This window comes from Dellaglioa algida DSM 15638 (assembly GCF_001434695.1).
In the GTDB taxonomy this organism is placed as follows: Bacteria; Bacillota; Bacilli; order Lactobacillales; family Lactobacillaceae; genus Dellaglioa; species Dellaglioa algida.
In genome coordinates, this window is record NZ_AZDI01000002.1 from 73,496 (window position 1) to 98,557 (window position 25,062).

The following is a 25,062-nucleotide window of genomic DNA, read 5'->3' on the forward strand; positions in this document are numbered from 1 at the left end:
GATAAGATGCTAAAAAGAAGTACAGTTTTGGGGGTTCTTTTAGGTAGCGTGATGCCAATTAGCTTCGTTGCGGCTCAGGTTTCGGCGAGTACTACAGTCGGATATCAATCGCAGGCGACCGTTGAATTTGTGGAAAATACTGATGTTACACCGCCAGTAAATCCGACAGACCCGACGGATCCGCTAAAGCCTGTTAGACCTGTTGACCCAGGTACGCAGGGGCCATTATCAATTGATTACGCTTCTAACATTGAGTTCAGTCAACAACAAATTTCTGGTAAAGATAGCGTGTATTACGCACAACTAGATCAGCTGAGCGATAAGAATGGCAAGGTGGGCGATTATCCGAATTATGTTCAAGTAACGGATAATCGTGGATCAAATGCCGGCTGGAAGTTAACAGTTGCTCAAACTCATCCATTTATGAACGGAAGGAATCAACTGAATGGGACAGTTATTACATTAATGAATGGTAATGTGAGTGGCAGCAATAAACATCAACCAATGTCAGTCGATGAGGCAGCAATTAAGCCTGACGGTAAGGCAGTTACCGTGATGACGGCTAAGACCGATAACGGGATGGGAACTTGGACAGAACATTTCGGAAAAGATAATCAAGCAGCTAAGAAAAGTGTCTCATTATTTGTACCGGCTGAATCAAAAAAAGTGGCCGGCGCATATAAATCTGAATTAACATGGACCTTAACTGATGCTAAATTGTAAAAAAAGAATATAATGGGGGAATAAGATTATGAATATTTCAAGTAAATTGCTATTAAGTGCATTATTGGGTGTAGGTACAGCTGGCGCAGCTGTAACAACAGCTCACGCAGCGGAAACACAATCGTATACATCACACGGTAAAATCGAAATGATTAAAAATGATGGAACAACGGATCCTGGGGTTATCGATCCAACAGATCCTGGAACAGTTGATCCAACGGATCCAACAAATCCCGGTACGGGTGGTCCATTGTCAATTGATTACGTTTCTAACTTCAACTTTGGCAAACAAAAAATGTCAGGTAATAATGAAACATATAACTCTGAATTAGTTGCCGTTACAACGGTTGACCCAGTTGCCGGAACTAAAAAAGATGTTGCTAACTTCTTACAAGTTTCAGATAATCGAGGCTCTGTAACAGGGTGGAAACTTTCCGTGAAACAAGCAAAAGCTTTCACAAGTGAAGTGACAAACAAAACGTTAGACGGAACAACAATTACGTTGTCAAACCCTGAAGTACGTAATGCTGATAATAATGCAGCAAAACCAGCACCATCTACTTTGGTAAACGGTGTAGATATTTCTGCTAACTCTGGCGACAAATTAGTTATGCAAGCTAAAGACGGTGAGGGTGCCGGTACATGGGCAGAAGCCTTTGGTAACGCAACTAAAGATGCTGAAAAAGCTAAATCTTCTGTTAAATTAGCTATCCCTGGTGATAGTAAAAAAGTTGCTGAAAAATATTCATCAGATATCACATGGACACTAACTGACGCTGGATTATAAAATTCGGCTAATTCAATAAATAATAAAAATGGTTATTAACTAAAAGGGGAAATAAAAATGAAAACAACTAAAATTGTAACAAGCGCAATCGTATTATCAACATTAGGTTTAGTCGCAGCACCAGCAGTACATGCGGCAGACGTGCATACAGAAACATATACATCACATGGTAAAGTTGGCTTTATTGAAAATACAGATCCAACAAATCCAGTTGATCCAACAAACCCAACTGATCCAGTTGGACCAGTTGATCCAACTGATCCAGAAAATCCTAACCCAGGAACAAATGGTCCTTTATCAATTGACTATGTTTCTAACTTTGATTTTGGTTCAAAGAATAAAGTTTCTGGTGACGATGCAACTTACTACGCTGCGCCTGTTAAGTTAGCTGATAAAGATGGTAATGCTATTACAAGAGCTAACTACTTACAAGTTACAGATAAACGTGGTACAAATGCTGGTTGGAAACTTTCAGTAAAACAAGAAAAACAATTTAACGATGGTACTGCTGACTTAAATGGCGCTCAATTACAAATGACAACACAAAAATTAAATTCTAAGAATATTGATGCAAATAACCCAACAGATCCAGTAATTCCTAATGCTACTATTGCAACAACACCAGGTAGCGATGTTCAAGTTTTAAATGCAGGTAAGGGTCAAGGTATGGGAACTTGGACTGATTCATTTGGTGAATATACAGATGGAACTGCAGCTGATACGTCAATGAAGGCTGTTTCTTTACAAGTACCTGGTAACTCAGCTAAAAATACAGATACATCATACAAAACAGATTTAACATGGACATTAACAGACGCAGGCATGTAAAAAGTAAATTAGTGGTGAAAATTGATTTAGGGACTATGAAAAGGGGAAATTAAAATGAAAACAACTAAAATAATTACAAGTGCAATCGTTTTAACATCATTAGGTTTAACAGCAGCACCAGCAGTACATGCGGCTACTCCTAATACAAAAACATACAACGAAACAGGAAAAGTAGGATTTGTCGACAGTGTAGATCCTACTGACCCGGTTGATCCAACGAACCCGGTTGATCCAATTGACCCAACTGACCCAGTTGATCCTGGTACGGCTGGACCTTTATCAATTGATTATATTTCTAATCTTGACTTTGGTACAGATCATAAAGTTTCTGGTACAACGGCGACTTACTATGCGAAACCTATTGCAGCAAAAGATAAAGATGGCAAAGATGTTAAACGTTCTAATTATTTACAAGTAACTGATAACCGTGGTACGAATGCCGGTTGGAAACTCTCGGTTACTCAAAATAAACAGTTTAATAATGGAACTGCCGATTTAGACGGTGCAGCATTAAAAATGACAGGACAAGTTTTTAATTCTACTAATATGGATGCAACAACAACACCAACTGCTTTAAATAGTGGCGTTATTACACCAACTATTGGTCAAGACGTTCAGGTTGTTGCGGCTGCTAAAGGTCAAGGTATGGGTACTTGGACTGATTCATTTGGTACGTACGTAGATGGTAATGAAAATACGGATGCTTCGATGAAGGCAATTTCATTAGAAGTACCTGGTAAGACAGCCAAAGCAGTTGGAACTACTTATTCAACTGATTTGACATGGACATTAACGGATGCAGGTATGTAAACCAAATTTTAAATTAGGTTGGAATTGAAAAGGGGAAAATGGCTATGAAAAAAACAGCAATTGCAACGACAGCAGCACTTTTGGCTGTTACACTATTCTCATCAGTCGCACCGGCAGTACACGCTGATGATATTGTTAATACGACAAAAGGTGATGTTGACTTTACAAAAAGTACCAACCCTAACGGCGAACTCGCATTAGTTACGGCACCAAGTGTTGATTTTGGTGATCAAACTATTAGTGGATCAACTAAAACATATACTCAAGCAACTGCCATTGGTGGTATACAAGTAGATGATAACCGTGGATCAAATGTGGGTTGGAATTTAAGTGTTTCTAATACACAATTTACTGGATTAACAACATCAAGTGCTAAATTGGACGGTGCTAAATTAACTTTAACAAGTGGTGCCGCTACTAATGATAATGGTGCAAGTTTTGTCGCAACGCCTGCCGCTACTATGGTTTTAAATGGTGAAGGTTCGGTTGTCCCAGCAATGGATGCAAAGAAATTAATGGGTATGGGGATTAACAAGGCGCCTATTACTAAGGCAACTTTGGAAGTACCTGGTACAACTACTAAACTGAAAGAAAAATATGAATCAACAATCACATGGACTTTAAAAGACGCAGCATTATAAAATGCAGAAAGGGATAGGTCAAAACAATGAGCTTAAATAAAAAATTACGTCTAGCATTAGCCATTGTCCCCCTCCTTGCGCTTTCGATAATGGAAAATTCAGTAGTTGATGCCGCCGTTGCCCTTGACGGTAAATCGGCAACAACAGCGGCTAACCTGACGCTACTTGAAAAGTCTGGTCCAGTTGATCCATTGGATCCATCAAAACCGGTTAAACCTTTGAATCCAGGATCGTCAACGGTTGGTAATCTGAGAATGGATTATATATCTGACTTGCATTTCGGTTCACACGAGGTTTCAGGGACTACCGAGACTTATTTTGCTACTTTTGATAAAGTAGCCGATTTGACTGGACACCGAGACCCGGTTACGGGTGGCTGGATAACGGATAGCCTAGGAAGCTACCGTGATGTGCCTAATTACGCTCAGGTAACTAATAATACAACTGGTAACTGGCAATTAGACGTTCGTAATTCTCCATTTACCAGTGTGAACGGTGGTGTACTTAAAGGTGCCTCATTATTATTGGATAATATAGAAGGTCATAATACAATTGTGGGGTCAAATATTTCTCCTAATAGGACAAAGCTATTGGGTAATAATCGTGATGCTACAGTTGTTGCCACCGATGGGGTTACGGATAAGCCTGCGGGAACATGGACGTTAGCGATGGGTAACATGTCACCTCTTAGTCCAGATTCTAAAGGTAACCAATCTGTACAATTAACTGTGCCTGGTTTTTCTGAGAAAGTAGCAGGCGAGACATATACATCAACATTAACATGGACATTGATTGCTGCCCCATAGAGGCAAATTGAGAGGAAAGAGGATTTTTACATTGAAAAAAACAGTTGGGATTATAATGGCATTTGTGACAGGATTAGTCTTATTTGGAGGAGGGCATATTCAACAAGCGCAAGCCGCTGAAATGAACTTCGCAGTAACGGCCAATATTCCGGAAAATCAGGTTGATAAACGTCAAACTTATTTTAATTTGAAGATGAAGCCTAATCAAAAGCAGGATATTACTGTCACATTAAAAAATGCAACTAATAAAGCCGTTGTTGTTGTGGCTGAAGCTAATTCAGCTACAACAAATGATAATGGTGTGGTTGAGTATAGCCATGTGAAACCTAAACTGGATAAAACAATGAAAATGCCTTTAACTTCAATTGTTAAGTCGGACAAGGAAGTGACGATACCTGCCAAAAGAAGTATCGTTCATACTTTCCATATCACGATGCCAGCTAAGCAATATGATGGTGAAATTGATGGTGGGTTGTATTTTTACGAAAAAACAAATAAAGATACCGAAAAAAAATCGGAAAGCAACGTTCAAATCAAAAATCGTTACGCCTTTGTGATCGGAACAACGTTAACTGAGACAGACAGTGTTGTGAAACCGGATATGAAGCTGCTAAAAATTGAACCTTCGCTAGTTAATTTCCGTAATACATTAAAAGTGAACTTACAGAATCCAACAATGACGCCAATTCGTAACTTAAAAGTTGATGGAAAAGTTTATTCGAGAAATGGTAGTAAGGTGCTCTTTGCCTCAAACACTTCAAACATGACGATGGCTCCTAATACGAACTTCAATTATGGAATTTTTTGGAACAACCAACCCTTTGCCCCCGGTAAATACCGTTTAGAAATGACGGCAACCTCCGGTGTGAATAAATGGAAATGGAACGAAAACTTCACAATTGATGGTGCAACTGCGGATAAGTTAAATAAAAAAGCGATTAACTTGGAACATGATTACACGATGTGGTATATCTTGGCAGGTATCTTATTAATCCTCCTAGTGTTATTCATCATTTGGTTCCTTGCACGTCGTCGTAATAAAAAAGATAAAGAAGATGCCATTGAAGAAGCAAAACGTCAGCTTATGGCAGAAATGACAACTGATGACAAAGAAGATAAGTAGTCAAAATAGACGAGGTATTGATATGAGAAAAAAACTAATGAGTGCTCTAATAGTTAGTCTTTTAGGGTTATCTGTCGGTTTTAGTACATTCGGTCAACCCGTAAAAGCGGCTAGTTACACGAGTGAAGTTGGGATTGAGTTTGTTGGCAGCATGCCAGGGCCAGGAACAACCAACCCAACAACACCGCCAGACGGTAAAACGCCTGTTTCGAATAATAACGTAACATCACAATCTCGATTGCCTCAAACCAATGACGTAAAAGAATCAGGTTTATCAGTGATAGGCTTAATTCTTTTAGCAGTTATGGGATCAGGTATGTGGTTCAAACGCGAACGTTCAAAATAAGTGAGTTCTGGTTAAATTAAAATGGTCTTCTTCGTAGAAATACGAGGAAGACCATTTTTTTGTTTTAAAAATCGTACAATTGGTTATTTTAGTAGGCTGTGATATATAAATAATTGTTTCGTATTCAATTTGTTGTGTAAACGCATGCAATTACTATATAATAAGGAATAGAGGATGAACTACATATCATCGCGATGGCTTATTTTAAATAAAAAATCAACTCACGATGGACGTGAATTGATTAATGTCAATTATGATGCGCCATGAGGGAGTCGAACCCTCAGCTCAAGAACCGGAATCTTACGTGCTATCCATTACACCAACGGCGCAGTACATCTAATAGTTTATCTGAATTAGGCGAGAAAAACAAGCAGCGAAAGTGGAGGTTGAGAATAAAATGGCATTTGAACAGAAGTTTAAACAGCAACAATCACAAATCCAGAAATTGGCAATGACGCCAGAATTACAACAGTCAATTAAAATGTTGCAATATAATATAGAAGATTTACAACAGTTCATTAACGATAAAGTCATGGAAAACCCTTTAATTGAAACAGTTGACGATAACCAAATTATCCAAGCCGGGGAGTCGCAATATAAGGTCTCTTTAACGACAGATGGCGACAATGATTACATGAACTCAGTTAGCTCTGATGAGGCACAATCGTTATTAGATTACCTGTTAGATCAAATCTACTTAACGATGCGTCAAACGCCGCTGAGAAAAGTTGTTCTTTACCTTGTTGACTATGTTGAACAAACGGGTTATTTTAGTGCTAACTTGGACGATTTAGCGGAAGAATCGGGAATTCCACCAATTATGTTATTGGATGCGTTAACCTTGATTCAGCGTCTTGATCCGCCTGGCGTTGGTGCTCGAAACTTACAAGAAAATATTATGTTGCAGATTGATTTGGACAGTTCAGCGCCTGAGTTAGCCTACGTTGTTATTAAGGATAACTTTGATGACTTCGTTGATCGTAAGTGGCAGCATATCGCGCGTGAATATAGCGTTAACATTTCTGATATCCAAGAAATATCTGATTTTGTTAGAACGTTATCACCTAATCCAGGTGCTGGCTTTGGAACACCTAGAATTGGTAAAATATACCCAGATCTTGTTTTAAAAAATATTAATGATGAACTAACCTTATTTAAGGTTCGCGGGGCACAGCCCGAAATTGTTTTCCAACAAAAATATTTTGATGATATGTCAAAAGGTAACGATCCTGAGGTAACTAAGTATTTAGCTGATAAAAAGCGCGAATATGAATGGTTAGTCAATGGATTAAGACAGCGTGGAGATACAATTTTAAAAGTGGGTCAATATATTCTGAAATATCAAGCTGCTTTCTTTGCTGATAAGACAAAACCAATTAAACCACTACTTCTAAGAGAAGTCGCGGCTGCCCTGGATGTTCATGAATCAACCATTAGCCGAACGGTTAATGATAAATACATTGAGACCGAGTTTGGTGTTTATGAATTAAAATCATTCTTTGGACAAGTTGCAAATAAAAACAAGAAAAACGCTGAGGCATTATCATCAAAAGCGATTATGTTAACGATGCAAGAATTGATTGATGCTGAAGATAAGATGAAACCTTTATCGGATCAAAAAATAGTTTTACAATTAATGAAACAAAACATCGATATTTCGAGACGGACGGTTGCAAAATATCGTGAAAACCTGAACGTTCCATCATCATCGGCGAGAAAACGCTACAAGAATTAGGAACATTATGACCCTTATCTGGCATATCAAACGGCAATTGCTAACAAAGCAGATAGTCGGTTGAAGTGCTTGCAAAGCATAAAATAAACTGCTATAATTTGTCTTGTAATAAAGGTATGAAGACACTTTGATTAACGCAGAATGTTATCGTGCTTTGTTTTTTTGAGATTGATGGGTCATAATGCGACACTGTGGGACGTTTTATGCCCCACAAGAGAGCAGGTGCAAGATGCATCAAGAATTAGAATGGATTGACGCGATTGCACCAGACATGATTAAAGTTTTAAAACAGCGATATTTTGTTTTAAGACAGGTAGGGTGGATGATGCCCGTTGGTCGAAGAACGTTGGCAACAACCTTAAATCTTAGCGAACGCGTTATGAGAACCGAGACAGATTTTTTGCGAAAGCAGGAACTTATTGTCGTCGGTACGTCAGGAATGATGTTAACGGATCAAGGCATATCAGTTCTACACGGCCTTGAAAAAGTAGTGGATAATTTGGTTGGTGTTCGACAAGATGAACAAGAACTTAGTCGGATTTTAGGCATCGAGAATTGTTTGATTGTATCAGGGGATTCTGATGAACAACCTAAAGTCTTAGACGCAATGGGTAAGAGTGTAGCTGCAAAGTTAGCGCTCTTGTTGCCTGAAGGTAAGAATTTAATTGCAGTAATGGGTGGGACAACGATGGCCCAAGTGGCAGATCAATTAACAACACGCCTGTCCATTAAACGTGATTTAACTTTTCTACCAGCCAGAGGTGGTGTCGGCGAGTCAGTTGATATACAAGCCAACTCAATTAGTGGTAAAATGGCATTACAAACAGGGGGGAATCATAGAGCCCTGTATGTACCCGAACAATTAAGTGAGAGAACGTACGAACCTCTTCTTGAAGAGCCGAGTATTCAAGAAGTTTTGAGCTTAATCAAGGAAAGCAATGCTGTTATTCACAGTATTGGAGAAGCAATGCATATGGCTAAGCGTCGAGACATGTCTAGTGGTATAATAAACATGTTGAAAGATGACAAAGCTGTAGGTGAGGCATTCGGATATTTCTTTGATGCTCAAGGCAAGGTCGTTTATAAGATTCCTCGTATCGGTTTACAAATAGAGGATCTCACGCATATAAAATGTATCGTAGCAGTTGCCGGTGGTCATTCAAAAGCCGAAGCAATTGTGGCATACATGAAACAACTTGCACCTAAACAGACGTGGTTGATCACGGATGAGGGTGCTGCAAACTCGATTTTAAAAAAGTAGTGTGTAAACACGCTTTTTAAAATAAATAAATCTTCATTTTCCTAAAGGAGGAAATTTAAGTATGTCAGTAAAAGTTGGTATTAACGGTTTTGGTCGTATTGGTCGTTTAGCTTTCCGTCGTATTGCTGAAGTTTCAGATAGTATTGAAGTTGTAGCAATCAACGATTTAACTTCTCCATCAATGTTGGCTCATTTATTAAAATATGATACAGCCCATGGTAACTTCGACGCAGAAGTTAGCGCAACAGACAATGGTATTGTTGTTAACGGTAAGGAAATTCCTGTATATGCAGAAGCAGATGCATCAAATATTCCTTGGGTTAAAAATGATAATGTTGATATCGTATTAGAATCAACTGGTTTTTACGCATCAGAAGAAAAAGCTTCAGCTCATATTAAAGCTGGCGCAAAACGTGTATTAATCTCAGCTCCTGCTGGTAAAATGCCTACTATCGTTTACGGTGTAAACGAAGACGTTTTAACTTCAGATACTAAGATTGCTTCTGCTGGTTCATGTACTACTAACTGTTTAGCACCACTTGCTGGTGCTGTAAACGATGCCTTTGGTATCCAAGTTGGTACAATGACAACAGTTCATGCATACACAGCTACACAAAAATTACAAGATGGTCCTGATCGTGGTGGAAATGTTCGTGCTGCACGTGCTGCTGCTGGTAACACAATTCCTCATTCTACTGGTGCTGCTAAAGCTATCGGTATGGTAATTCCTGATCTTGTTGGTAAATTGAATGGCCATGCACAACGTGTTCCAGTTATTACTGGTTCATTAACAGAATTGGTTACAGTTTTAGATACTAACGATCTTACTGTAGACCAAGTAAATGCTGCTATCAAAGCAAGAACTGAAAACAACGAATCATTCGGTTACAATGCTGATGAAATCGTTTCTTCAGATATCATTGGTTCAACTTACGGTTCAATCTTTGATCCTACACAAACAGAAGTAACTGGTACTGGTTCTAACCAATTGGTTAAAACTGTTGCTTGGTACGATAACGAATCTGGCTTTACAGCACAAATGATTCGTACATTAGAAAAATTTGCTAGCTTAGAAGCATAATCTAGTTAAACTTTTTTAACCGCATAGTAACTATGCTTAGGCGGAGGGAGGCAATACTCCCTCTGCCTTTTTATTTAATCAAAATTACACAGGAGGCTATTTCAATGGCTAAATTAATCGTTTCAGATTTAGATGTAACTGACAAAAAAGTTTTAATTCGTGTTGATTTTAATGTTCCTATCAAAAATGGTGTGATTGGGAACGATAACCGTATCGTTGCTGCATTACCAACAATCAAATACGTAACTGAAAATGGCGGAAAAGCTATTCTTCTTTCTCATCTTGGCCGTATCAAAACTGAAGATGACAAAAAAGATTTATCATTGCGTCCAATCGCAGAACGTTTATCTAACTTATTAAACAAACCTGTTACTTTTGTTCCTGCTACACGTGGTCCTCAATTAGAAGACGCAATTGCAGCAATGAAAGACGGCGATGTTTTAGTAATGGAAAACACACGTTTTGAAGATTTAGATGGTAAAAAAGAAAGCAAGAACGATCCTGAATTAGGTAAATACTGGGCTTCACTTGGCGATTTATTCGTCAATGATGCTTTCGGTACAGCTCATCGTGCGCATGCTTCTAACGTTGGAATCTCAAGCAACATGGAACAAGCTGCTGCTGGATTCTTAATGGAAAAAGAAATCAAATTCTTAGGCGAAGCTGTTGACGAACCTAAACGTCCATTTGTTGCTATCTTAGGTGGCGCAAAAGTTTCAGATAAGATTGGTGTTATTTCTCATTTACTTAAAAAAGCTGACAAAGTTATCGTTGGTGGTGGTATGACTTATACTTTCTACGCTGCTAAAGGTATGAAGATTGGTTCATCATTAGTTGAAACTGACAAAATTGATTTAGCAAAACAAATCATTGAAGAAGCTGGCGACAAATTAGTTTTACCAGTTGACTCAATCATTGCTCAAAAATTTGATAACGATGTTGAACACAAAACTGTTGATGGTGACATTCCTGATGGTTACATGGCTTTAGATATCGGGCCTAAATCTGTTGCAGAATTTAAAGATGTCTTAAAAGATGCTAAAACAGTTGTATGGAACGGACCAATGGGTGTTTTCGAAATGAGCAACTATGCTAACGGAACACTTGAAATCGGTAAATTCTTGGGTACTTTATCAGACGCTACAACAATTGTTGGTGGTGGTGATTCTACTGCTGCTGTTCAACAATTAGGTGTTGCTGATCAATTAACTCATATTTCTACTGGTGGTGGCGCTTCACTTGAATACCTTGAAGGTAAAACTTTACCAGGTATCGCTGCTATCACAACAAAATAATTTTTAATTAAATTATTGTAGGAAACTGTCTATTAACGAAAGGAAGTTATTATTTTGCGTAAACCAATTATTGCTGGTAACTGGAAAATGAACAAAAATCCTAAAGAAACTGTTGAATTTGTAGCAGGTCTTAAAGGTAAATTACCAAGTTTCAAGGATGTTGAATCTGTTATTGCTGCTCCTGCAGTAGATTTACAAGCATTACTTGACGCTGCTAAAGGAACTGATTTAAAAGTTGCTGCTGAAAATGCATACTTCGAAAACGAAGGCGCATTTACTGGCGAAACTTCTCCAAAAGTTCTTTCTGAAATGGGTGTTGATTACGTTGTTATTGGTCATTCAGAACGTCGCGAATACTTCGGCGAAACTGATGATGATATCAACAAAAAAGCACATGCTGTTTTCAACAATGGCATGGTTCCTATTATCTGCTGTGGCGAAACGTTAGAACAACGTCAAGCTGGCGAAGCAGAATCATGGGTTGAAGGACAAGTTTCTGCTGCATTAAGAGGCTTATCTGTTGAACAAGTTAGTCTTGCTGTTATTGCATACGAACCAATCTGGGCTATCGGTACTGGTGAAACAGCTACTTCTGACCAAGCACAAGAAATCTGTGCTGTTGTTCGTAGAACAGTTGCTAAATTGTATGACCAAACAGTTGCTGATAAAGTTCGTATCCAATACGGTGGTTCAGTTAAACCTGGTAACGTCGTAGAATTAATGGGTAAAGACGATATTGATGGTGGTTTAGTTGGTGGCGCAAGTATGGAACCTGCTTCATACTTAGACCTTGTAAACTTCAAAGCATAATTCGCTTTTAAACTGTTAAAAAGATTGAAAATGAACGAGTAAACTATTAAAATGAAGGTAAGGGTGTTAAATCCCAAGCCAAAAAACGTTTTTAAAGGAGAGTACAAACTTATGTCAATGATTACAGATATTTATGCACGCGAAGTTCTAGATTCACGCGGTAACCCAACTGTTGAAGTTGAAGTTTACACAGAAGACGGCGCAATGGGCCGCGGAATTGTTCCTTCAGGTGCTTCAACAGGTGAACATGAAGCTGTTGAGTTACGTGATGGCGACAAATCTCGTTATATGGGCTTAGGTGTTACTAAAGCTGTTGACAACGTAAACAACATTATCGTTAAAGAAATTGTTGGATTCGATGTTACTGATCAAGTTGGTATTGATAAAGCTATGATCGCATTAGATGGTACACCAAACAAAGGCAAATTGGGTGCTAACGCTATTTTAGGTGTTTCAATTGCCGCTGCTCGTGCTGCTGCTGATGAATTAGAAGTTCCTTTATACAGTTACTTAGGCGGATTTAACGCACATGTCCTTCCAACTCCTATGATGAACGTTATCAATGGTGGATCACATGCTAACAACAGTGTTGATTTCCAAGAATTCATGATCATGCCTGTTGGCGCACCTTCTATCAAAGAAGCTGTACGTATGGGTTCAGAAACATTCCATAACTTACAAAAGATTTTAGCTGAAAAAGGCTACTCTACTGCTGTTGGTGATGAGGGTGGTTTCGCTCCTGATCTTAAAAACAACGAAGAACCATTTGAAATCTTAATCGAAGCAATCGAACGTGCCGGTTACAAACCTGGTAAAGATATTGCTATCGCATTTGATGCTGCTTCATCAGAATTCTACAATGCTGAAACTGGCAAATATAGATTACAATATGAAGGCGAAAATGGTAAAGATTACACTTCAGAAGAAATGGTAGCATTCCTTGAAGCAATCGTTGACAAATACCCAGTTATCTCAATTGAAGATGGTTTGGATGAAAACGATTGGGAAGGCTGGAAGATGATGACAGCTAAATTGGGCGCTAAAGTTCAATTAGTTGGGGATGATTTATTTGTTACAAACACTGACTACCTTAAAAAAGGTATCGAAATGGGCGTTTCAAACTCAATCCTTATCAAAGTTAACCAAATTGGTACGCTTACAGAAACAATGGAAGCTATCGAAATGGCTAAAGAAGCTGGTTACACAGCTATCGTTTCTCATCGTTCAGGTGAAACTGAAGATACAACTATCGCTGACTTAGTTGTTGCAACTAATGCTGGCCAAATCAAGACTGGTTCATTGAGCCGTGTTGATCGTATCGCTAAGTACAACCAATTAATGAGAATTGAAGATAACTTAGAAGAAACAGCAGAATACAAAGGTATCCACTCATTCTACAACTTGAGTTCAGATGCTCGCGACACAATCATCAACAAATAATTCTTTATGAATTAAGCGTTAATGATTTAAAGGGTTCACCTAATTTGATTAGGTGAACCCTTTTTTGTTTGGGGACGTTGTATGTAAATATTTATAGATGTATAATTTATGAATTAGATATCAGGCATCTAAACTATGATTAAGGATGTGTCGGCGGATGAAAAAGGCAGACTGTATCAAAGTAGAAGAAGCATTAACTTCACGAGTGTACGATTTAATTTTAAATGAAGAAACGGCGAATGAAGAACGTGCATTATTAATTGAATTTAAAAATAAAGTTGCAAAAAACGGGGACTTCGAAAGGGCCGAAATTGATTTAGCTAGCCAGTTGCGGCGGCTTGCGATGGTTCGTTTAAAACATAAAGAAAAATTAAGTAGCGGTGTGGGTAAACTCTATATGGAAATATCGACAACCGGGATGTTTAAAAAGAACTTGGGTTGGGGATTAATCGCAATGAGTTTCATGTATCATGGTTAAAAGTATCGGTTTTTAAAGGAACTATCTGAGTAGGGTAGTTCCTTTTGTGGCTAATGGGATTGTATAAAAAACGAGAAACATAAAGAAGAGGTATTGTGAATTCATGGTTAAATCGGGCATTAGGGAACGTTTAAATCTAACTAATCTTATTTTTATTTTAAGGGGATTGGCGATTGGGTTAATTACAGGAGTCGTTGTCAGTTTATTTCGACTAGCAATTATTTATATTTTTAAATTATTTATTTATTTTTATCATCTGATTAATCAAAATATGTGGCTTTTGATACCGATGGTTCTCCTGAGTTTTCTCATGGCACTGGGGATTGGAACATTGATGAAACAGGAACCGAATATTATGGGATCCGGTATTCCACAAGTAGAAGGTCAACTTGCGGGAAATCTTGAAATGTACTGGTGGTCTGTTCTGTGGCGCAAGTTCATTGGTGGTGCGCTAGGGATTGGTTCCGGTTTGTTTCTTGGCCGAGAAGGTCCATCTATTCAGTTAGGCGCAGCCGTTGGTCAAGGGTTCGCCGAGATGACCAAACATACGGAATCAGAACGCCGAATCTTAATTGCTGGTGGTGGCGCTGCCGGTTTATCTGCGGCTTTTAATGCGCCAATCGCGAGCACCTTATTTATTTTGGAGGAAGTCTACCATAATTTTTCTCCTTTAATTTGGACGACGGCTTTAGCAAGTTCAATTTCAGCCAATTATATTTCGTTACATTTTTTCGGGCTAAAACCCGCGTTACAAATGATTAATATTCAAACCTTAGCCTTATCGCAATATGGCCATTTGATTGTTCTTGGTCTTGTTTTGGGACTTCTAGGCTATCTATACCAGGTCGTGTTACTGCGTGCGACCGATTTATATAATATCTTACATAAGATTCCTGTTTTTTATCGTTCAATCGTGCCTTTTATCTTGGTGATTCCAATCGGACTTTATTTACCTCAAACCTTGGGCGGAGGTAATACAATAATTTTAAGTTTGGTTGATAGTAAGGCCTTAACAGTCTTATTAGGACTCTTTCTTTTAAGATTTATCTTTTCAATGATATCCTATGGGTCAGGGTTACCGGGTGGTATTTTTCTGCCTATTCTAACTTTGGGTGCGATTATTGGTGCTACTTATGCGACGAGCATGACAGCATTGGGAATCTTACCGGCTAAATACTTAACTGACTTTATCATTTTTGGGATGGCCGGTTATTTTGCGGGAATTGGGAAGGCGCCTTTTACGGCAATTTTATTAATCACGGAAATGGTAGGAAGTTTGCACCATTTAATGCCTTTGGCAATAATTTCATTAGTTTCCTTCGTGGTCGTGGATGTTTTAGGTGGCGCGCCTATCTATGACTCGTTACTTAAGAAATTAATCGGGCAAAATGAAATCGATTTGGGTGGAAAAAAGGACCGACTTGAAACGCCCATTTTCGCTGGATCAAAATTGGAAAATAAAAAAGTTTTAGAATTAGATTGGCCCGAAAATAGCTTACTAATCACAGTGAGACGTGGTGAGAAACAATTAATTCCGCATGGAGAAACTATTTTGAAAGCGGGGGACACACTAGTTCTTCTAACTGAACATCAAAATAGAGCAAATCTGCGGACGGAAATGAACGCTTTATCCGGATTTGAATCGCTTTAATAAAATAATAACGGTGGAAAATTAATGCAATCTGTGCTAAATTAGTATAGATATAGATTATCCAATTGGGGTAAGGAGGTAAATGATTTGACTAACATACTAACAATTTCAATTGTCATCGTTTCAGTTTTAATGATTATCGCTGTTATGATGCAACCTGCAAAAACAAATAACGCATCAGGTGCCTTATCTGGTGGCGGTGCTGACGATTTATTTAGTAAACAAAAACCGCGTGGATTCGAAGCATTTATGCAAAAAGTAACCTTTATTTTAGGCATTTTATTTTTCGGTCTAGCATTAGGTCTTGTATATTTAGCCTCAAAATAATTAACAAAAGCCTCTTGTGCAAATAGTTGTTGCAGCAGGAGGCTTTTCTTTAGGATTAAAAACAAGTAAATAATAAAATGATAGTAATTCCAATAAGGAAATGAAAATGAGGTATACATGGATAAAAAGATGCAAGAACTTATATTAAAAGAATTAAAAATTAAAGAAAATGAATCATTTAGTGTTGAAGAATTGACGACTGCCCTTAAGTTAGAGGGACAAGACTCATTCAAGGAACTCGTTAAAACACTTGCTGAAATGGAACGTAAACGTGAAGTGAAAATTACCTCAGAAGGTAAATTTCAAATTGCGCTTCAAACACCACAATTAGTGGGAGTTTTCCATGCAAATGACCGTGGCTTTGGTTTCGTAACAATTGATCCTGAACAACCTGATGTTTTCGTTAATCCAACGCAAACAATGTCAGCTTTGAATGGTGATAGCGTTGAAATTGAAATCACAAGTCCAGCTAAACCTGGAGATGAACGTGGACCAGAAGGTAAAGTTAACAAAATTGTTGAACATAATGTGACCTCAATTGTTGGTGAATTCGAAGTTGAACCATCTGACCTTGAAAACCAAGGTACAATTGGTCATTTAGTGGTTAAAAACAAAAAACTTCAACGTTACAACTTATTAGTTACGGGAGTTGGTTTACATCCAGTTGCTGGTGAAGTTGTTACAGCGGATATTACGGCTTATCCAACAAGTGAAAAACCATTAGTTATCGAAACATTGGTTAAAGAAGTTGTGGGTAATAAAGACGATCCGGGTATGGATATTTTACAAGTAGTTTATCAACATGATATTCCTAGTGAATTTCCTGAAGATGTTATGGCGCAAGCTGAAGCAACACCAGAAGTTGTTTTACCAGAAGAAAAAATTGGTCGTGTTGATTTAACTGATCAAAAATTGGTTACAATTGATAGTATTGATTCTAAAGATTTAGATGATGCTGTTACTGCTTGGAAATTAGACAATGGAAACTACCATTTAGGTGTTCATATTGCTGATGTTTCACATTATGTTCAACCGGGCACACCACTTGATCGTGAAGCTTACGAACGTGGTACAAGTGTTTATTTAACTGACCGAGTTATTCCAATGTTGCCACACAAATTATCAAATGGTATTTGTTCACTGAATCCAAAAGTTGAACGTCTTGCTATGAGTTGTGAAATGGAAATTACGCCAGAAGGTTATGTGGTTAGCCACAAGATTTTCCAAAGTGTGATTAAAACAACAGAACGTATGACGTATAAAGCAATTAACAAGATTCTTGAATCAAATGATGAAAAAACAAAAGCTAAATATGAAGAATTAGTTCCCATGTTTGAAACAATGGGTGAGTTACACAAAATTCTTGAAAAAATGCGTAAAAAACGTGGTGCTATCAGTTTTGATGATAATGAATCTAAAATCATTGTTGACGAATCTGGACATCCAATTGATATCCAAATCAGAACGCGTGGTACGAGTGAACGTATGGTTGAGTCATTCATGTTGGCCGCTAACGAAACAGTTGCAGCACATTACGATAAATTAAAAGTACCTTTTGTTTACCGTATCCATGAAACGCCTAAAAATGAAAAGGTAATGCGTTTCTTTGAAACATTGACAAGTTTTGGTATCGTGGTTAAGGGTGATAGCAAGAATGTTACACCTAAAATGTTACAAGGCGTTTTGAAGGAAGTTGCTGGTAAACCTGAAGAATCAATGGTTTCTGTTATGTTGTTGAGAAGCATGCAACAAGCTAAATATACGGACGAGTCATTGGGTCATTTCGGGTTGGCTGCCACTGATTACACGCATTTCACATCACCAATTAGACGTTACCCTGATTTGATGGTTCACCGTTTAATTCGTTTCTATGAAGAAAATGGTGTTGGGGATACTCAAAAAGAAAAATATGCTGAACAATTACCTGAAATTACAACACATGCTTCACAAATGGAACGCCGTGCAATCGACGCTGAACGTGACACTGACGCAATGAAAAAAGCTGAATATATGGCTGATCACGTTGGTGAAACCTTTGAAGGTGTTGTTAGTTCAGTTATGAAATTTGGTGTCTTCGTTTCATTACCAAATACTGTTGAAGGTCTTGTACACATTAGTAATATGAAAGATGATTACTATGAATATCTAGACATGCATATGGCATTAGTAGGTAAGCGAACGAAGAGAACTTTCAGAATTGGTCAACCAATCGAAGTGAAAGTCGCTAAAGTTGATATTGAACAAAGTGCGATTGATTTTGAAATCGTTAATCCACAAAACACACCTACTTCTGATTTAAGAGGGAAGGGTGGTAACTTCAAACGCCCAAGTAATGGTCGTCCAGGAGATAAGAAACCTTATAACCGTAATGGTAAACCAGCTACTGGAAGTAGTAGTAACGGTAAAAAACCATTCTACAAATCGGCTAACAAAAATAACGCACCAAGAAAAAATAATACACGTCAAAAATAATATCAGGGGGGATTAAGATTGCGAAAAGAAAAGTCATCTTTTGATAAACCCTTAGCTCAAAATAAAAAAGCCAGACATAGTTATAACATCGATAATACGGTTGAGGCCGGTGTCGTTTTAACAGGGACCGAAATTAAATCTGTTAGAGATAGCCGTATTAATTTAAAAGATGGGTTTGCGCAAATTAGAAATGGCGAAGCTTGGTTGATGAATGTTCATATTTCAACATATGATCAAGGTAATCAGTTCAATCATGATCCACTTCGAAATCGTAAGCTGCTATTGCATAAGAAGCAAATTGCTCAATTTGATGAAGCAACTAAGAATAAGGGTGTCACAATTGTCCCTTTGAAAGTCTACATCAAAAATGGGTTTGCTAAGGTGTTAATAGGTGTTGCAAAAGGTAAGAACGATTACGATAAACGCGAAACAATTAAACGTCGTGATCAAGAACGTCAAATTCAACGCGTTCTTAAAAATTACTAAACAAAAAAAGGAAGTACCCAAGTTCAACATTGGGTACTTCCTTTTTGGTTTAACTTTAAATTAAGCTTGTTTGTAAAGACCAGCAATTTGATCTTGAACATCTTTATTTTCCAAGAATTCATCATAAGTTGTGTCCGCACGATCAACAAGACCGTTTGGTGTTACTTCAATGATACGGTTAGCAATCGTTTGAATAAATTCACGATCATGAGAACCGAATAATAACGCACTCTTATAATTTGAAAGACCTTCATTCAATGAAGTGATTGATTCCAAATCTAAATGGTTAGTAGGATCATCAAGTAAAAGAACGTTATTTCTTGTTAACATCATTTTTGATAACATACAACGGACTTTTTCACCACCGGATAAGACGCCAACTTCTTTGTCGACTTCTTCGCCAGAGAATAACATACGACCTAAGAATCCTCGTAAGAAAGTATTGTCGCTTTCTGCTTTAGAAGCAAATTGACGCAACCAGTCGATGATTGTTAAATGTTCATCAGCAAATTGATCATTATTATCCTTGGCAAGGTAAGCTTGAGAGGTTGTTACACCCCATTGAACAGTACCTGTATCAGGTTCTAGTTCACCAGAAAGAATTCTGATTAAGGTTGTAACGGCAATATCTGTTTCACTTGTAAAGGCCGTTTTATCGTCTTTACCTAAGCTAAATGAGATATTATCAAGAACTTTGACGCCATCAATTGTTTTTGAAATGCCACTAACTGATAATAAATCGTTACCGATTTCGCGATCAATTTCAAAGTTGATGAATGGGTAGCGACGTGATGAAGGTTGAATATCATCAAGCGTAATTTTTTCAAGCATCTTTTTACGCGATGTTGCCTGTTTAGATTTAGAAGCATTGGCACTAAATCGTGCAACGAATTCTTGTAATTCTTTGATTTTAGCTTCTTTCTTTTCGTTAGAATCATTTGCAAGTTTTGAAGCCAATGCACTTGATTCCATCCAGAAGTCATAATTACCAACGAATAATTTGATTTTACCAAAATCAACATCACACATATGTGTGCAGACATTATTCAAGAAATGTCTATCATGGGAAACCACAATAACGGTATTTGAGAAGTTAATTAAGAAATCCTCTAACCAGTTAATTGATTTGATATCTAACCCATTAGTAGGTTCATCGAGTAGCAGAACATCAGGATTACCAAAAAGTGCTTGTGCAAGCAAGATTTTAACTTTTTGACTTTCTGTTAATTCACTCATCTTTTTGTCTTGCATATCTTCGCCAAAGCCTAGGCCTTGCAACAGCATTGAAGCTTCTGATTCAGCTTCCCAACCATTCATCTCGGCAAAGTCAGATTCTAATTCGGCAACTTTGATACCATCTTCGTCAGAAAAATCAGCTTTTGCATAGATAGCGTCTTTTGCTTTCATAATGGCATAAAGTTCTTTATAACCCATGATGACAGTTTCAAGAACAGTATATTCTTCAAAACCATAATGATTTTGTTGAAGCATTGTCATACGTTCATTGGGATCCAATGAGATATTACCTGTACTTGGTGTGATTTCACCAGATAAAATCTTTAAAAATGTTGATTTACCAGCGCCATTAGCACCGATTAGTCCGTAACAATTACCAGGCGTGAATTTTAAATTGACGTCATCGTATAATTTACGGTCTGAAAAACTTAAACTTACATTACTTACAGTTATCATTTAATACCCTCACTATTCGTTTGTATAATCTACATATCATAGCATATTTTGAGCCTAAAATGAAACGGTTTTGAAAATGCGTGCTAATAAAGCGTTTATTTCTGAAAATGATAGCGGATTAGTCACAGAGTTGTAACATGAGTGATGTTTTGTAATGCCATTGACACATGACTGACTTGTCAGTTCGTTATACTCTGTGGATAAGATAGCTAAGGTATTTATAAAAAAGGAGCATTATTTTGAAAATTAGAAATATTATTGGAATCGGAGTAATTGCGATTGGACTACTAGGTAACTCAGTTTCTGTTAGCGCAACATCTATCAGTGACTTGAAGAAGCAGGAATCCGCTGCGCAGGAAAAAGTGTCAGCTGCAAACACAGATATTACAAAATCATTAACTAGTATTAATGATGAGTACGCAAAAGTTGATAAATTAAATCAAGAAGTTTCTGATAAGGAAAATAAGATTGGTTCACAAGATAAATCAATTGAGGATGAACAAGCACAATTAAATACACGAATTGAAAATGCCAAAGATAGATTAAGAAGTCTACAGGTTAATGATTCAAGTAGTAAAATGGTAACAGCCGTTCTCGAAGCAAAAAATGCGGGTGATTTTATTAACCGTGTTTATGCGGTTTCAGTTTTACAATCTGCGGATAATAAAACAATGCAGGATGTCACGGCTAATATTAAAGACATGCAAGAAGCCAAGGCTAAGTTAGAAGTTGAACAAAAAGCATTGAAGTCTAAGCAAGCTGAAGCTAAACAAGAAACGGAAAAAATGGACAAACAATTGGTCGCTTTAAAAGGAACCTTAGGTGATGCTAAAAGCGAACTTGATAAAGTAAAAAAAGCAAAAGATGAAGAATTATCAAAAGAAGCAAGAGAAAAAAAGGCGAAGGAAGACGCCAAAGCAGCAGCTGAAGAAAAGAAAGCTGATGCTAAGGCAACGAAAAATATAGAGTCAACTGATCAAAAAGCAAGTAATGATACTTCTGGTAAAACAACTAAGAAAACCTTGCAAATGGAAGCAACGGCTTATTCAACTAATGCACCAGGTATGGGAACTCATGGTTCATACGGTTTGAGCTTATTAAGTAATCCGCAGCAAATTGCTGTGGATCCAACAGTTATTCCATTAGGAACTGTTGTTTGGGTATCTGGTTACGGCGTAGCGGTTGCCGGCGATACTGGAACTGCTATTAAAGGAAATCGAATTGATGTTCATTTCTTGTCGAATGAGAGATGTTTTGCATGGGGTAGAAAAACAGTAACTGTTAAAGTTTTAGACTAAAATATAACGAAAATGGCCACCTAAAATTTAAATTTTAGGTGGCCATTTTTTAATTAAATATCTTTTTGCATATGGTGGTAGTCATGACCGCTAATAACCATGTTACCAACAGTTTTAAAGCCCATTTTAGTGTATAATTTTTCAGCTTTAGGATTTCTTACATCGACGTTTAAACCAATTTTATTCTTTCCAGCGGCACGGGCAACTTCTGGTAACGACTCTAAAAGAGTTGTTCCAATTCCTTGGCCTTGGAAGTCAGGTGAAACAGCAAGTGTATCGAGATACCATTCACCTGGTAAAACTTCTGATTCTGGGAAAAACTCAGTTGATTCAGGCAAACCAATTTGTGGGAAGAATTGGCTCATCGCGTGATCAATGTGGCCTTCATCTTCATCTGGGTAACCGAAGGCGACTCCGGCAACCTTACCGTCGATATCCGCAATTTGAACGCGACCATAACTATAACGGTAATCTTCTGTTTCAAATGCAAGTTCCAATACCTTGAAGAGGTCAGGCAATGGAATCTCTTTAAGAATAGGGATTTCCATATCTTCTAAGATAATGTTCACTAAAGGAACGACCTCATGTGCATCTTCTTTTGTTGCTCTTCTAATAATCATAAAAACCATCCTTTCCTGAATAAGTCTAGTGTATAGGGTATAGAAATAATTGTCAAAACAACCCAATTGCACGCTGAGAATGGATATGTTATATTATGTAACATGAAGTCAATTTGAGGAGGATATTATGAAAAAATGGCAGTCAATGATCATAACATTCATGTTCGCATGTGGGGTTGGATTATTTTTACATAGTAGTCAAGTGAGCGCAGCAGAAAAAACATATACGATAGGAACAGATGTAACCTATGCACCATTCGAATACCAGGCAGAAGACGGAAAGTCGTACGTTGGTATTGATATGGACATCATGCGGGCCGTCGCTAAAGAAGAAGGATTTAAAGTTGATATCAAAGCTTTAGGATTTAATGCAGCAGTTCAGGCGTTAGAAGCCAACCAAATTGACGGTGTAATGGCGGGAATGACTGTATCTCCTGAACGTCAAGTGAAATTTGATTTCTCAGAGAGTTACTATGATGCTGGGGTTGCAATGGCAGTTGGGACCAACAGCACAATTAAATCATTAGATGATTTAAAAGGAAAAAAAGTTGCCATTAAAGTGGGAACATCCTCTGCAGAGTTTGTTAACTCAATTAAAAAGCAATACAACATTACGACGACAACATTTGATGATTCAAGTAATATGTATGATGACGTCATGACGGGTAATTCGGTTGCTGCTTTTGATGATAAGCCCGTTTTGGCTTACGGAATTAAAAATGGTATCAAAATGAAAATTGTTGGTGAAACATATGAAAAAGGTGAATATGGATTCGCCGTTAAAAAGGGTACAAACAAAGAATTACTCACAAAATTTAACTCGGGCTTAAAGAAACTTAAGGCTAATGGCGAGTACAAAAAAATTGTTGATAAGTATACGGGTACAAATGCCAAGAGCGCTAACTCGAACTCAAAAAGCTCTCGAACAATTTTAGGTTTATTGAAAACAAATAGCGGCACCTTGTTTGATGGCTTTAAACAAACGATGCTGCTCACTATTGTTGCAATTGTTTTTGCGACGGTATTAGGAATTATTCTAGGAATGATGGGTGTTGCACCGAATAAATGGCTTAATGGCCTTTCAAGCACATTAATTTATATTTTCCGTGGACTCCCATTGATTGTCTTAGCATTCTTCATTTACATTGGTATTCCTAATTTAACGGGGACTAAGATACCAGCATTCGTTGCCGGAATTATCACGTTAACGTTAAACGAAGGTGCCTATACGGCTGCGTTTGTTAAGGGCGGTATAAAGGCTGTTGATAATGGTCAGATGGAAGCGGCACGTAGTTTAGGGCTACCCTATGGTAAAGCCATGATGAAAGTTATTATGCCACAAGGAATTAAAATCATGATTCCGTCATTTATCAATCAATTTATTATTACCTTAAAAGATACCTCGATTCTATCTGTTATTGGTATTTTAGAATTAACACAAACCGGCAAAATTATTATCGCAAGGAACCTTGAAGGGTTCAAAATGTGGCTAATTATTGCGGTTATTTATCTCGTAATTATTACGTTATTAACGTGGTTATCTAATTTAGTCGAAAGGAAGATTAAATAATGGCAGCTAAAATTCAAGTAACAAATTTAAAGAAAAACTATGGTTCAAATGAGGTTTTAAAAGGATTAGATCTTTCAGTGGCGGAAAAAGAAGTCGTTTGTATGATTGGTCCTTCTGGATCTGGTAAGAGTACTTTCTTGCGTTGTTTAAATAAACTGGAAGATCTAACTTCTGGTTCAATTGTGGTGGATGGTCACGATATTAGTGATGCGAAAACCGATTTAAACGTCATTCGTCAAAACATTGGTATGGTATTCCAGCATTTTAATTTATTTCCACATGTAACGGTTCTTGAAAATATTATTTTAGCTCCCGTTGAGTTGAAGAAAGAAACAAGAGAAGAAGCAGTTGAAGAAGCAAAACGATTACTTGCCCAAGTTGGATTAAGTGATAAAGCTGATGCCGCACCTAATTCATTATCCGGGGGACAAAAGCAACGCGTTGCAATTGCGCGTGCATTAGCGATGAAACCGGATATTATGTTGTTCGATGAACCAACGTCTGCGCTTGATCCGGAGATGGTTGGGGATGTTTTAGATGTTATGAAACAACTTGCTAAAGATGGTATGACAATGGTAGTTGTGACGCATGAAATGGGTTTCGCTAAAGAAGTTGCTGATCGTGTCGTCTTCATGGCTGACGGTTATATTTTAGAAAGTAGTACACCAGATGAAATTTTCAGTCATCCTAAAAATGACCGAACAAAAGATTTTTTAAATAAAGTCTTAAATGCGTAGATATTGACTCATGATTAAGACATTGAAGTGAAATCAGTTAGTTTA

24 protein-coding genes and 1 tRNA gene are annotated in these 25,062 nt (G+C 37.6%); 22 read left to right on the plus strand and 3 right to left on the minus strand.

Annotated elements, in window-relative coordinates; all coding sequences use genetic code 11:
* Positions 1-6: 6 nt before the first annotated feature.
* Genes FC66_RS02030 through FC66_RS02065 form a run of 8 tightly spaced genes read left to right on the plus strand, consistent with a single transcriptional unit; the run spans position 7 to position 6,064 of the window.
* The gene (locus tag FC66_RS02030) at positions 7-723 is read left to right on the plus strand and encodes a WxL domain-containing protein (RefSeq protein WP_057973712.1); all 717 of its coding nucleotides are present in this window, start codon (positions 7-9) and stop codon (positions 721-723) included.
* A gap of 28 nt (positions 724-751) precedes the next feature.
* On the plus strand, positions 752-1,510 hold the full coding sequence (locus tag FC66_RS02035; protein WP_057973713.1) for a WxL domain-containing protein: 759 nt from the start codon (positions 752-754) through the stop codon (positions 1,508-1,510).
* Positions 1,511-1,567: 57 nt separating this feature from the next.
* A complete protein-coding gene (locus FC66_RS02040) occupies positions 1,568-2,338 on the plus strand; it encodes a WxL domain-containing protein (protein ID WP_057973714.1) in 771 nt (256 codons plus the stop codon).
* Positions 2,339-2,392: 54 nt separating this feature from the next.
* A complete protein-coding gene (locus tag FC66_RS02045) occupies positions 2,393-3,148 on the plus strand; it encodes a WxL domain-containing protein (protein WP_057973715.1) in 756 nt (251 codons plus the stop codon).
* A 44-nt stretch (positions 3,149-3,192) separates the two neighbouring features.
* On the plus strand, positions 3,193-3,789 hold the full coding sequence (locus tag FC66_RS02050; protein WP_057973716.1) for a WxL domain-containing protein: 597 nt from the start codon (positions 3,193-3,195) through the stop codon (positions 3,787-3,789).
* A 26-nt stretch (positions 3,790-3,815) separates the two neighbouring features.
* Positions 3,816-4,595 carry a WxL domain-containing protein gene (locus tag FC66_RS02055; RefSeq protein ID WP_057973717.1) on the plus strand — a complete coding sequence of 260 codons (780 nt, stop codon included), beginning with the start codon at positions 3,816-3,818 and terminating at the stop codon, positions 4,593-4,595.
* 31 nt (positions 4,596-4,626) lie between these two features.
* A complete protein-coding gene (locus FC66_RS02060) occupies positions 4,627-5,718 on the plus strand; it encodes a WxLIP family cell surface protein (RefSeq protein WP_202812831.1) in 1,092 nt (363 codons plus the stop codon).
* 22 nt (positions 5,719-5,740) lie between these two features.
* Positions 5,741-6,064 (plus strand): LPXTG cell wall anchor domain-containing protein, encoded by a 324-nt coding sequence (locus FC66_RS02065; RefSeq protein ID WP_057973718.1) that lies wholly within the window; start codon positions 5,741-5,743, stop codon positions 6,062-6,064.
* A gap of 257 nt (positions 6,065-6,321) precedes the next feature.
* Here FC66_RS02065 and FC66_RS02070 read toward each other — a convergent pair.
* Positions 6,322-6,393, minus strand: a tRNA-Arg gene (locus FC66_RS02070).
* A 68-nt stretch (positions 6,394-6,461) separates the two neighbouring features.
* Here FC66_RS02070 and rpoN point away from each other — a divergent pair.
* The 11 genes from rpoN (at position 6,462) to smpB (ending at position 19,100) form a co-directional block, all read left to right on the plus strand.
* Positions 6,462-7,799 carry an RNA polymerase factor sigma-54 gene (gene rpoN / locus FC66_RS02075; protein WP_057973719.1) on the plus strand — a complete coding sequence of 446 codons (1,338 nt, stop codon included), beginning with the start codon at positions 6,462-6,464 and terminating at the stop codon, positions 7,797-7,799.
* Positions 7,800-8,028: 229 nt separating this feature from the next.
* Positions 8,029-9,060, plus strand: coding sequence for a sugar-binding transcriptional regulator (locus FC66_RS02080; RefSeq protein WP_057973720.1), 1,032 nt, complete (start codon positions 8,029-8,031; stop codon positions 9,058-9,060).
* 61 nt (positions 9,061-9,121) lie between these two features.
* A complete protein-coding gene (gene gap / locus FC66_RS02085) occupies positions 9,122-10,141 on the plus strand; it encodes a type I glyceraldehyde-3-phosphate dehydrogenase (RefSeq protein WP_057973721.1) in 1,020 nt (339 codons plus the stop codon).
* A 104-nt stretch (positions 10,142-10,245) separates the two neighbouring features.
* The gene (locus FC66_RS02090; protein WP_057973722.1) at positions 10,246-11,436 is read left to right on the plus strand and encodes a phosphoglycerate kinase; all 1,191 of its coding nucleotides are present in this window, start codon (positions 10,246-10,248) and stop codon (positions 11,434-11,436) included.
* Positions 11,437-11,490: 54 nt separating this feature from the next.
* Positions 11,491-12,246 (plus strand): triose-phosphate isomerase, encoded by a 756-nt coding sequence (tpiA, locus tag FC66_RS02095; RefSeq protein WP_057973723.1) that lies wholly within the window; start codon positions 11,491-11,493, stop codon positions 12,244-12,246.
* Positions 12,247-12,357: 111 nt separating this feature from the next.
* Positions 12,358-13,686 (plus strand): phosphopyruvate hydratase, encoded by a 1,329-nt coding sequence (gene eno, locus FC66_RS02100; RefSeq protein ID WP_057973724.1) that lies wholly within the window; start codon positions 12,358-12,360, stop codon positions 13,684-13,686.
* A gap of 157 nt (positions 13,687-13,843) precedes the next feature.
* Positions 13,844-14,164 carry a bacteriocin immunity family protein gene (locus FC66_RS02105; RefSeq protein WP_057973725.1) on the plus strand — a complete coding sequence of 107 codons (321 nt, stop codon included), beginning with the start codon at positions 13,844-13,846 and terminating at the stop codon, positions 14,162-14,164.
* A 103-nt stretch (positions 14,165-14,267) separates the two neighbouring features.
* The gene (locus tag FC66_RS02110) at positions 14,268-15,815 is read left to right on the plus strand and encodes a ClC family H(+)/Cl(-) exchange transporter (protein ID WP_057973726.1); all 1,548 of its coding nucleotides are present in this window, start codon (positions 14,268-14,270) and stop codon (positions 15,813-15,815) included.
* 87 nt (positions 15,816-15,902) lie between these two features.
* Positions 15,903-16,142: a preprotein translocase subunit SecG gene (gene secG / locus FC66_RS02115; protein ID WP_083478929.1), complete on the plus strand. Its 240-nt coding sequence runs from the start codon at positions 15,903-15,905 to the stop codon at positions 16,140-16,142.
* A gap of 117 nt (positions 16,143-16,259) precedes the next feature.
* On the plus strand, positions 16,260-18,614 hold the full coding sequence (gene rnr / locus FC66_RS02120; RefSeq protein WP_057973727.1) for a ribonuclease R: 2,355 nt from the start codon (positions 16,260-16,262) through the stop codon (positions 18,612-18,614).
* Between the two features lie 18 nt (positions 18,615-18,632).
* Complete coding sequence (smpB, locus tag FC66_RS02125; RefSeq protein WP_057973728.1) at positions 18,633-19,100, plus strand: SsrA-binding protein SmpB; 468 nt, start codon at positions 18,633-18,635, stop codon at positions 19,098-19,100.
* A gap of 60 nt (positions 19,101-19,160) precedes the next feature.
* Here smpB and FC66_RS02130 read toward each other — a convergent pair whose 3' ends face one another.
* On the minus strand, positions 19,161-20,792 hold the full coding sequence (locus tag FC66_RS02130; protein ID WP_057973729.1) for an ABC-F family ATP-binding cassette domain-containing protein: 1,632 nt from the start codon (positions 20,790-20,792) through the stop codon (positions 19,161-19,163).
* 239 nt (positions 20,793-21,031) lie between these two features.
* On the opposite strand from FC66_RS02130, the gene FC66_RS02135 reads away from it, so the two are divergent.
* Complete coding sequence (locus FC66_RS02135) at positions 21,032-22,090, plus strand: 3D domain-containing protein (RefSeq protein ID WP_057973730.1); 1,059 nt, start codon at positions 21,032-21,034, stop codon at positions 22,088-22,090.
* A gap of 53 nt (positions 22,091-22,143) precedes the next feature.
* Here the strand turns inward: FC66_RS02135 and FC66_RS02140 are convergent, their stop codons facing one another.
* Positions 22,144-22,707, minus strand: a complete 564-nt coding sequence (locus FC66_RS02140) for a GNAT family N-acetyltransferase (RefSeq protein ID WP_057973941.1) — start codon at positions 22,705-22,707, stop codon at positions 22,144-22,146.
* A 163-nt stretch (positions 22,708-22,870) separates the two neighbouring features.
* On the opposite strand from FC66_RS02140, the gene FC66_RS02145 reads away from it, so the two are divergent.
* Both FC66_RS02145 and FC66_RS02150 read left to right on the plus strand, forming a co-directional pair.
* Complete coding sequence (locus FC66_RS02145; RefSeq protein WP_225429384.1) at positions 22,871-24,280, plus strand: amino acid ABC transporter substrate-binding protein/permease; 1,410 nt, start codon at positions 22,871-22,873, stop codon at positions 24,278-24,280.
* Positions 24,280-25,017 carry an amino acid ABC transporter ATP-binding protein gene (locus FC66_RS02150; protein ID WP_057973731.1) on the plus strand — a complete coding sequence of 246 codons (738 nt, stop codon included), beginning with the start codon at positions 24,280-24,282 and terminating at the stop codon, positions 25,015-25,017. Before FC66_RS02145 ends, FC66_RS02150 begins: the two co-directional genes overlap by 1 nt.
* The last annotated feature ends 45 nt before the right edge of the window (positions 25,018-25,062 follow it).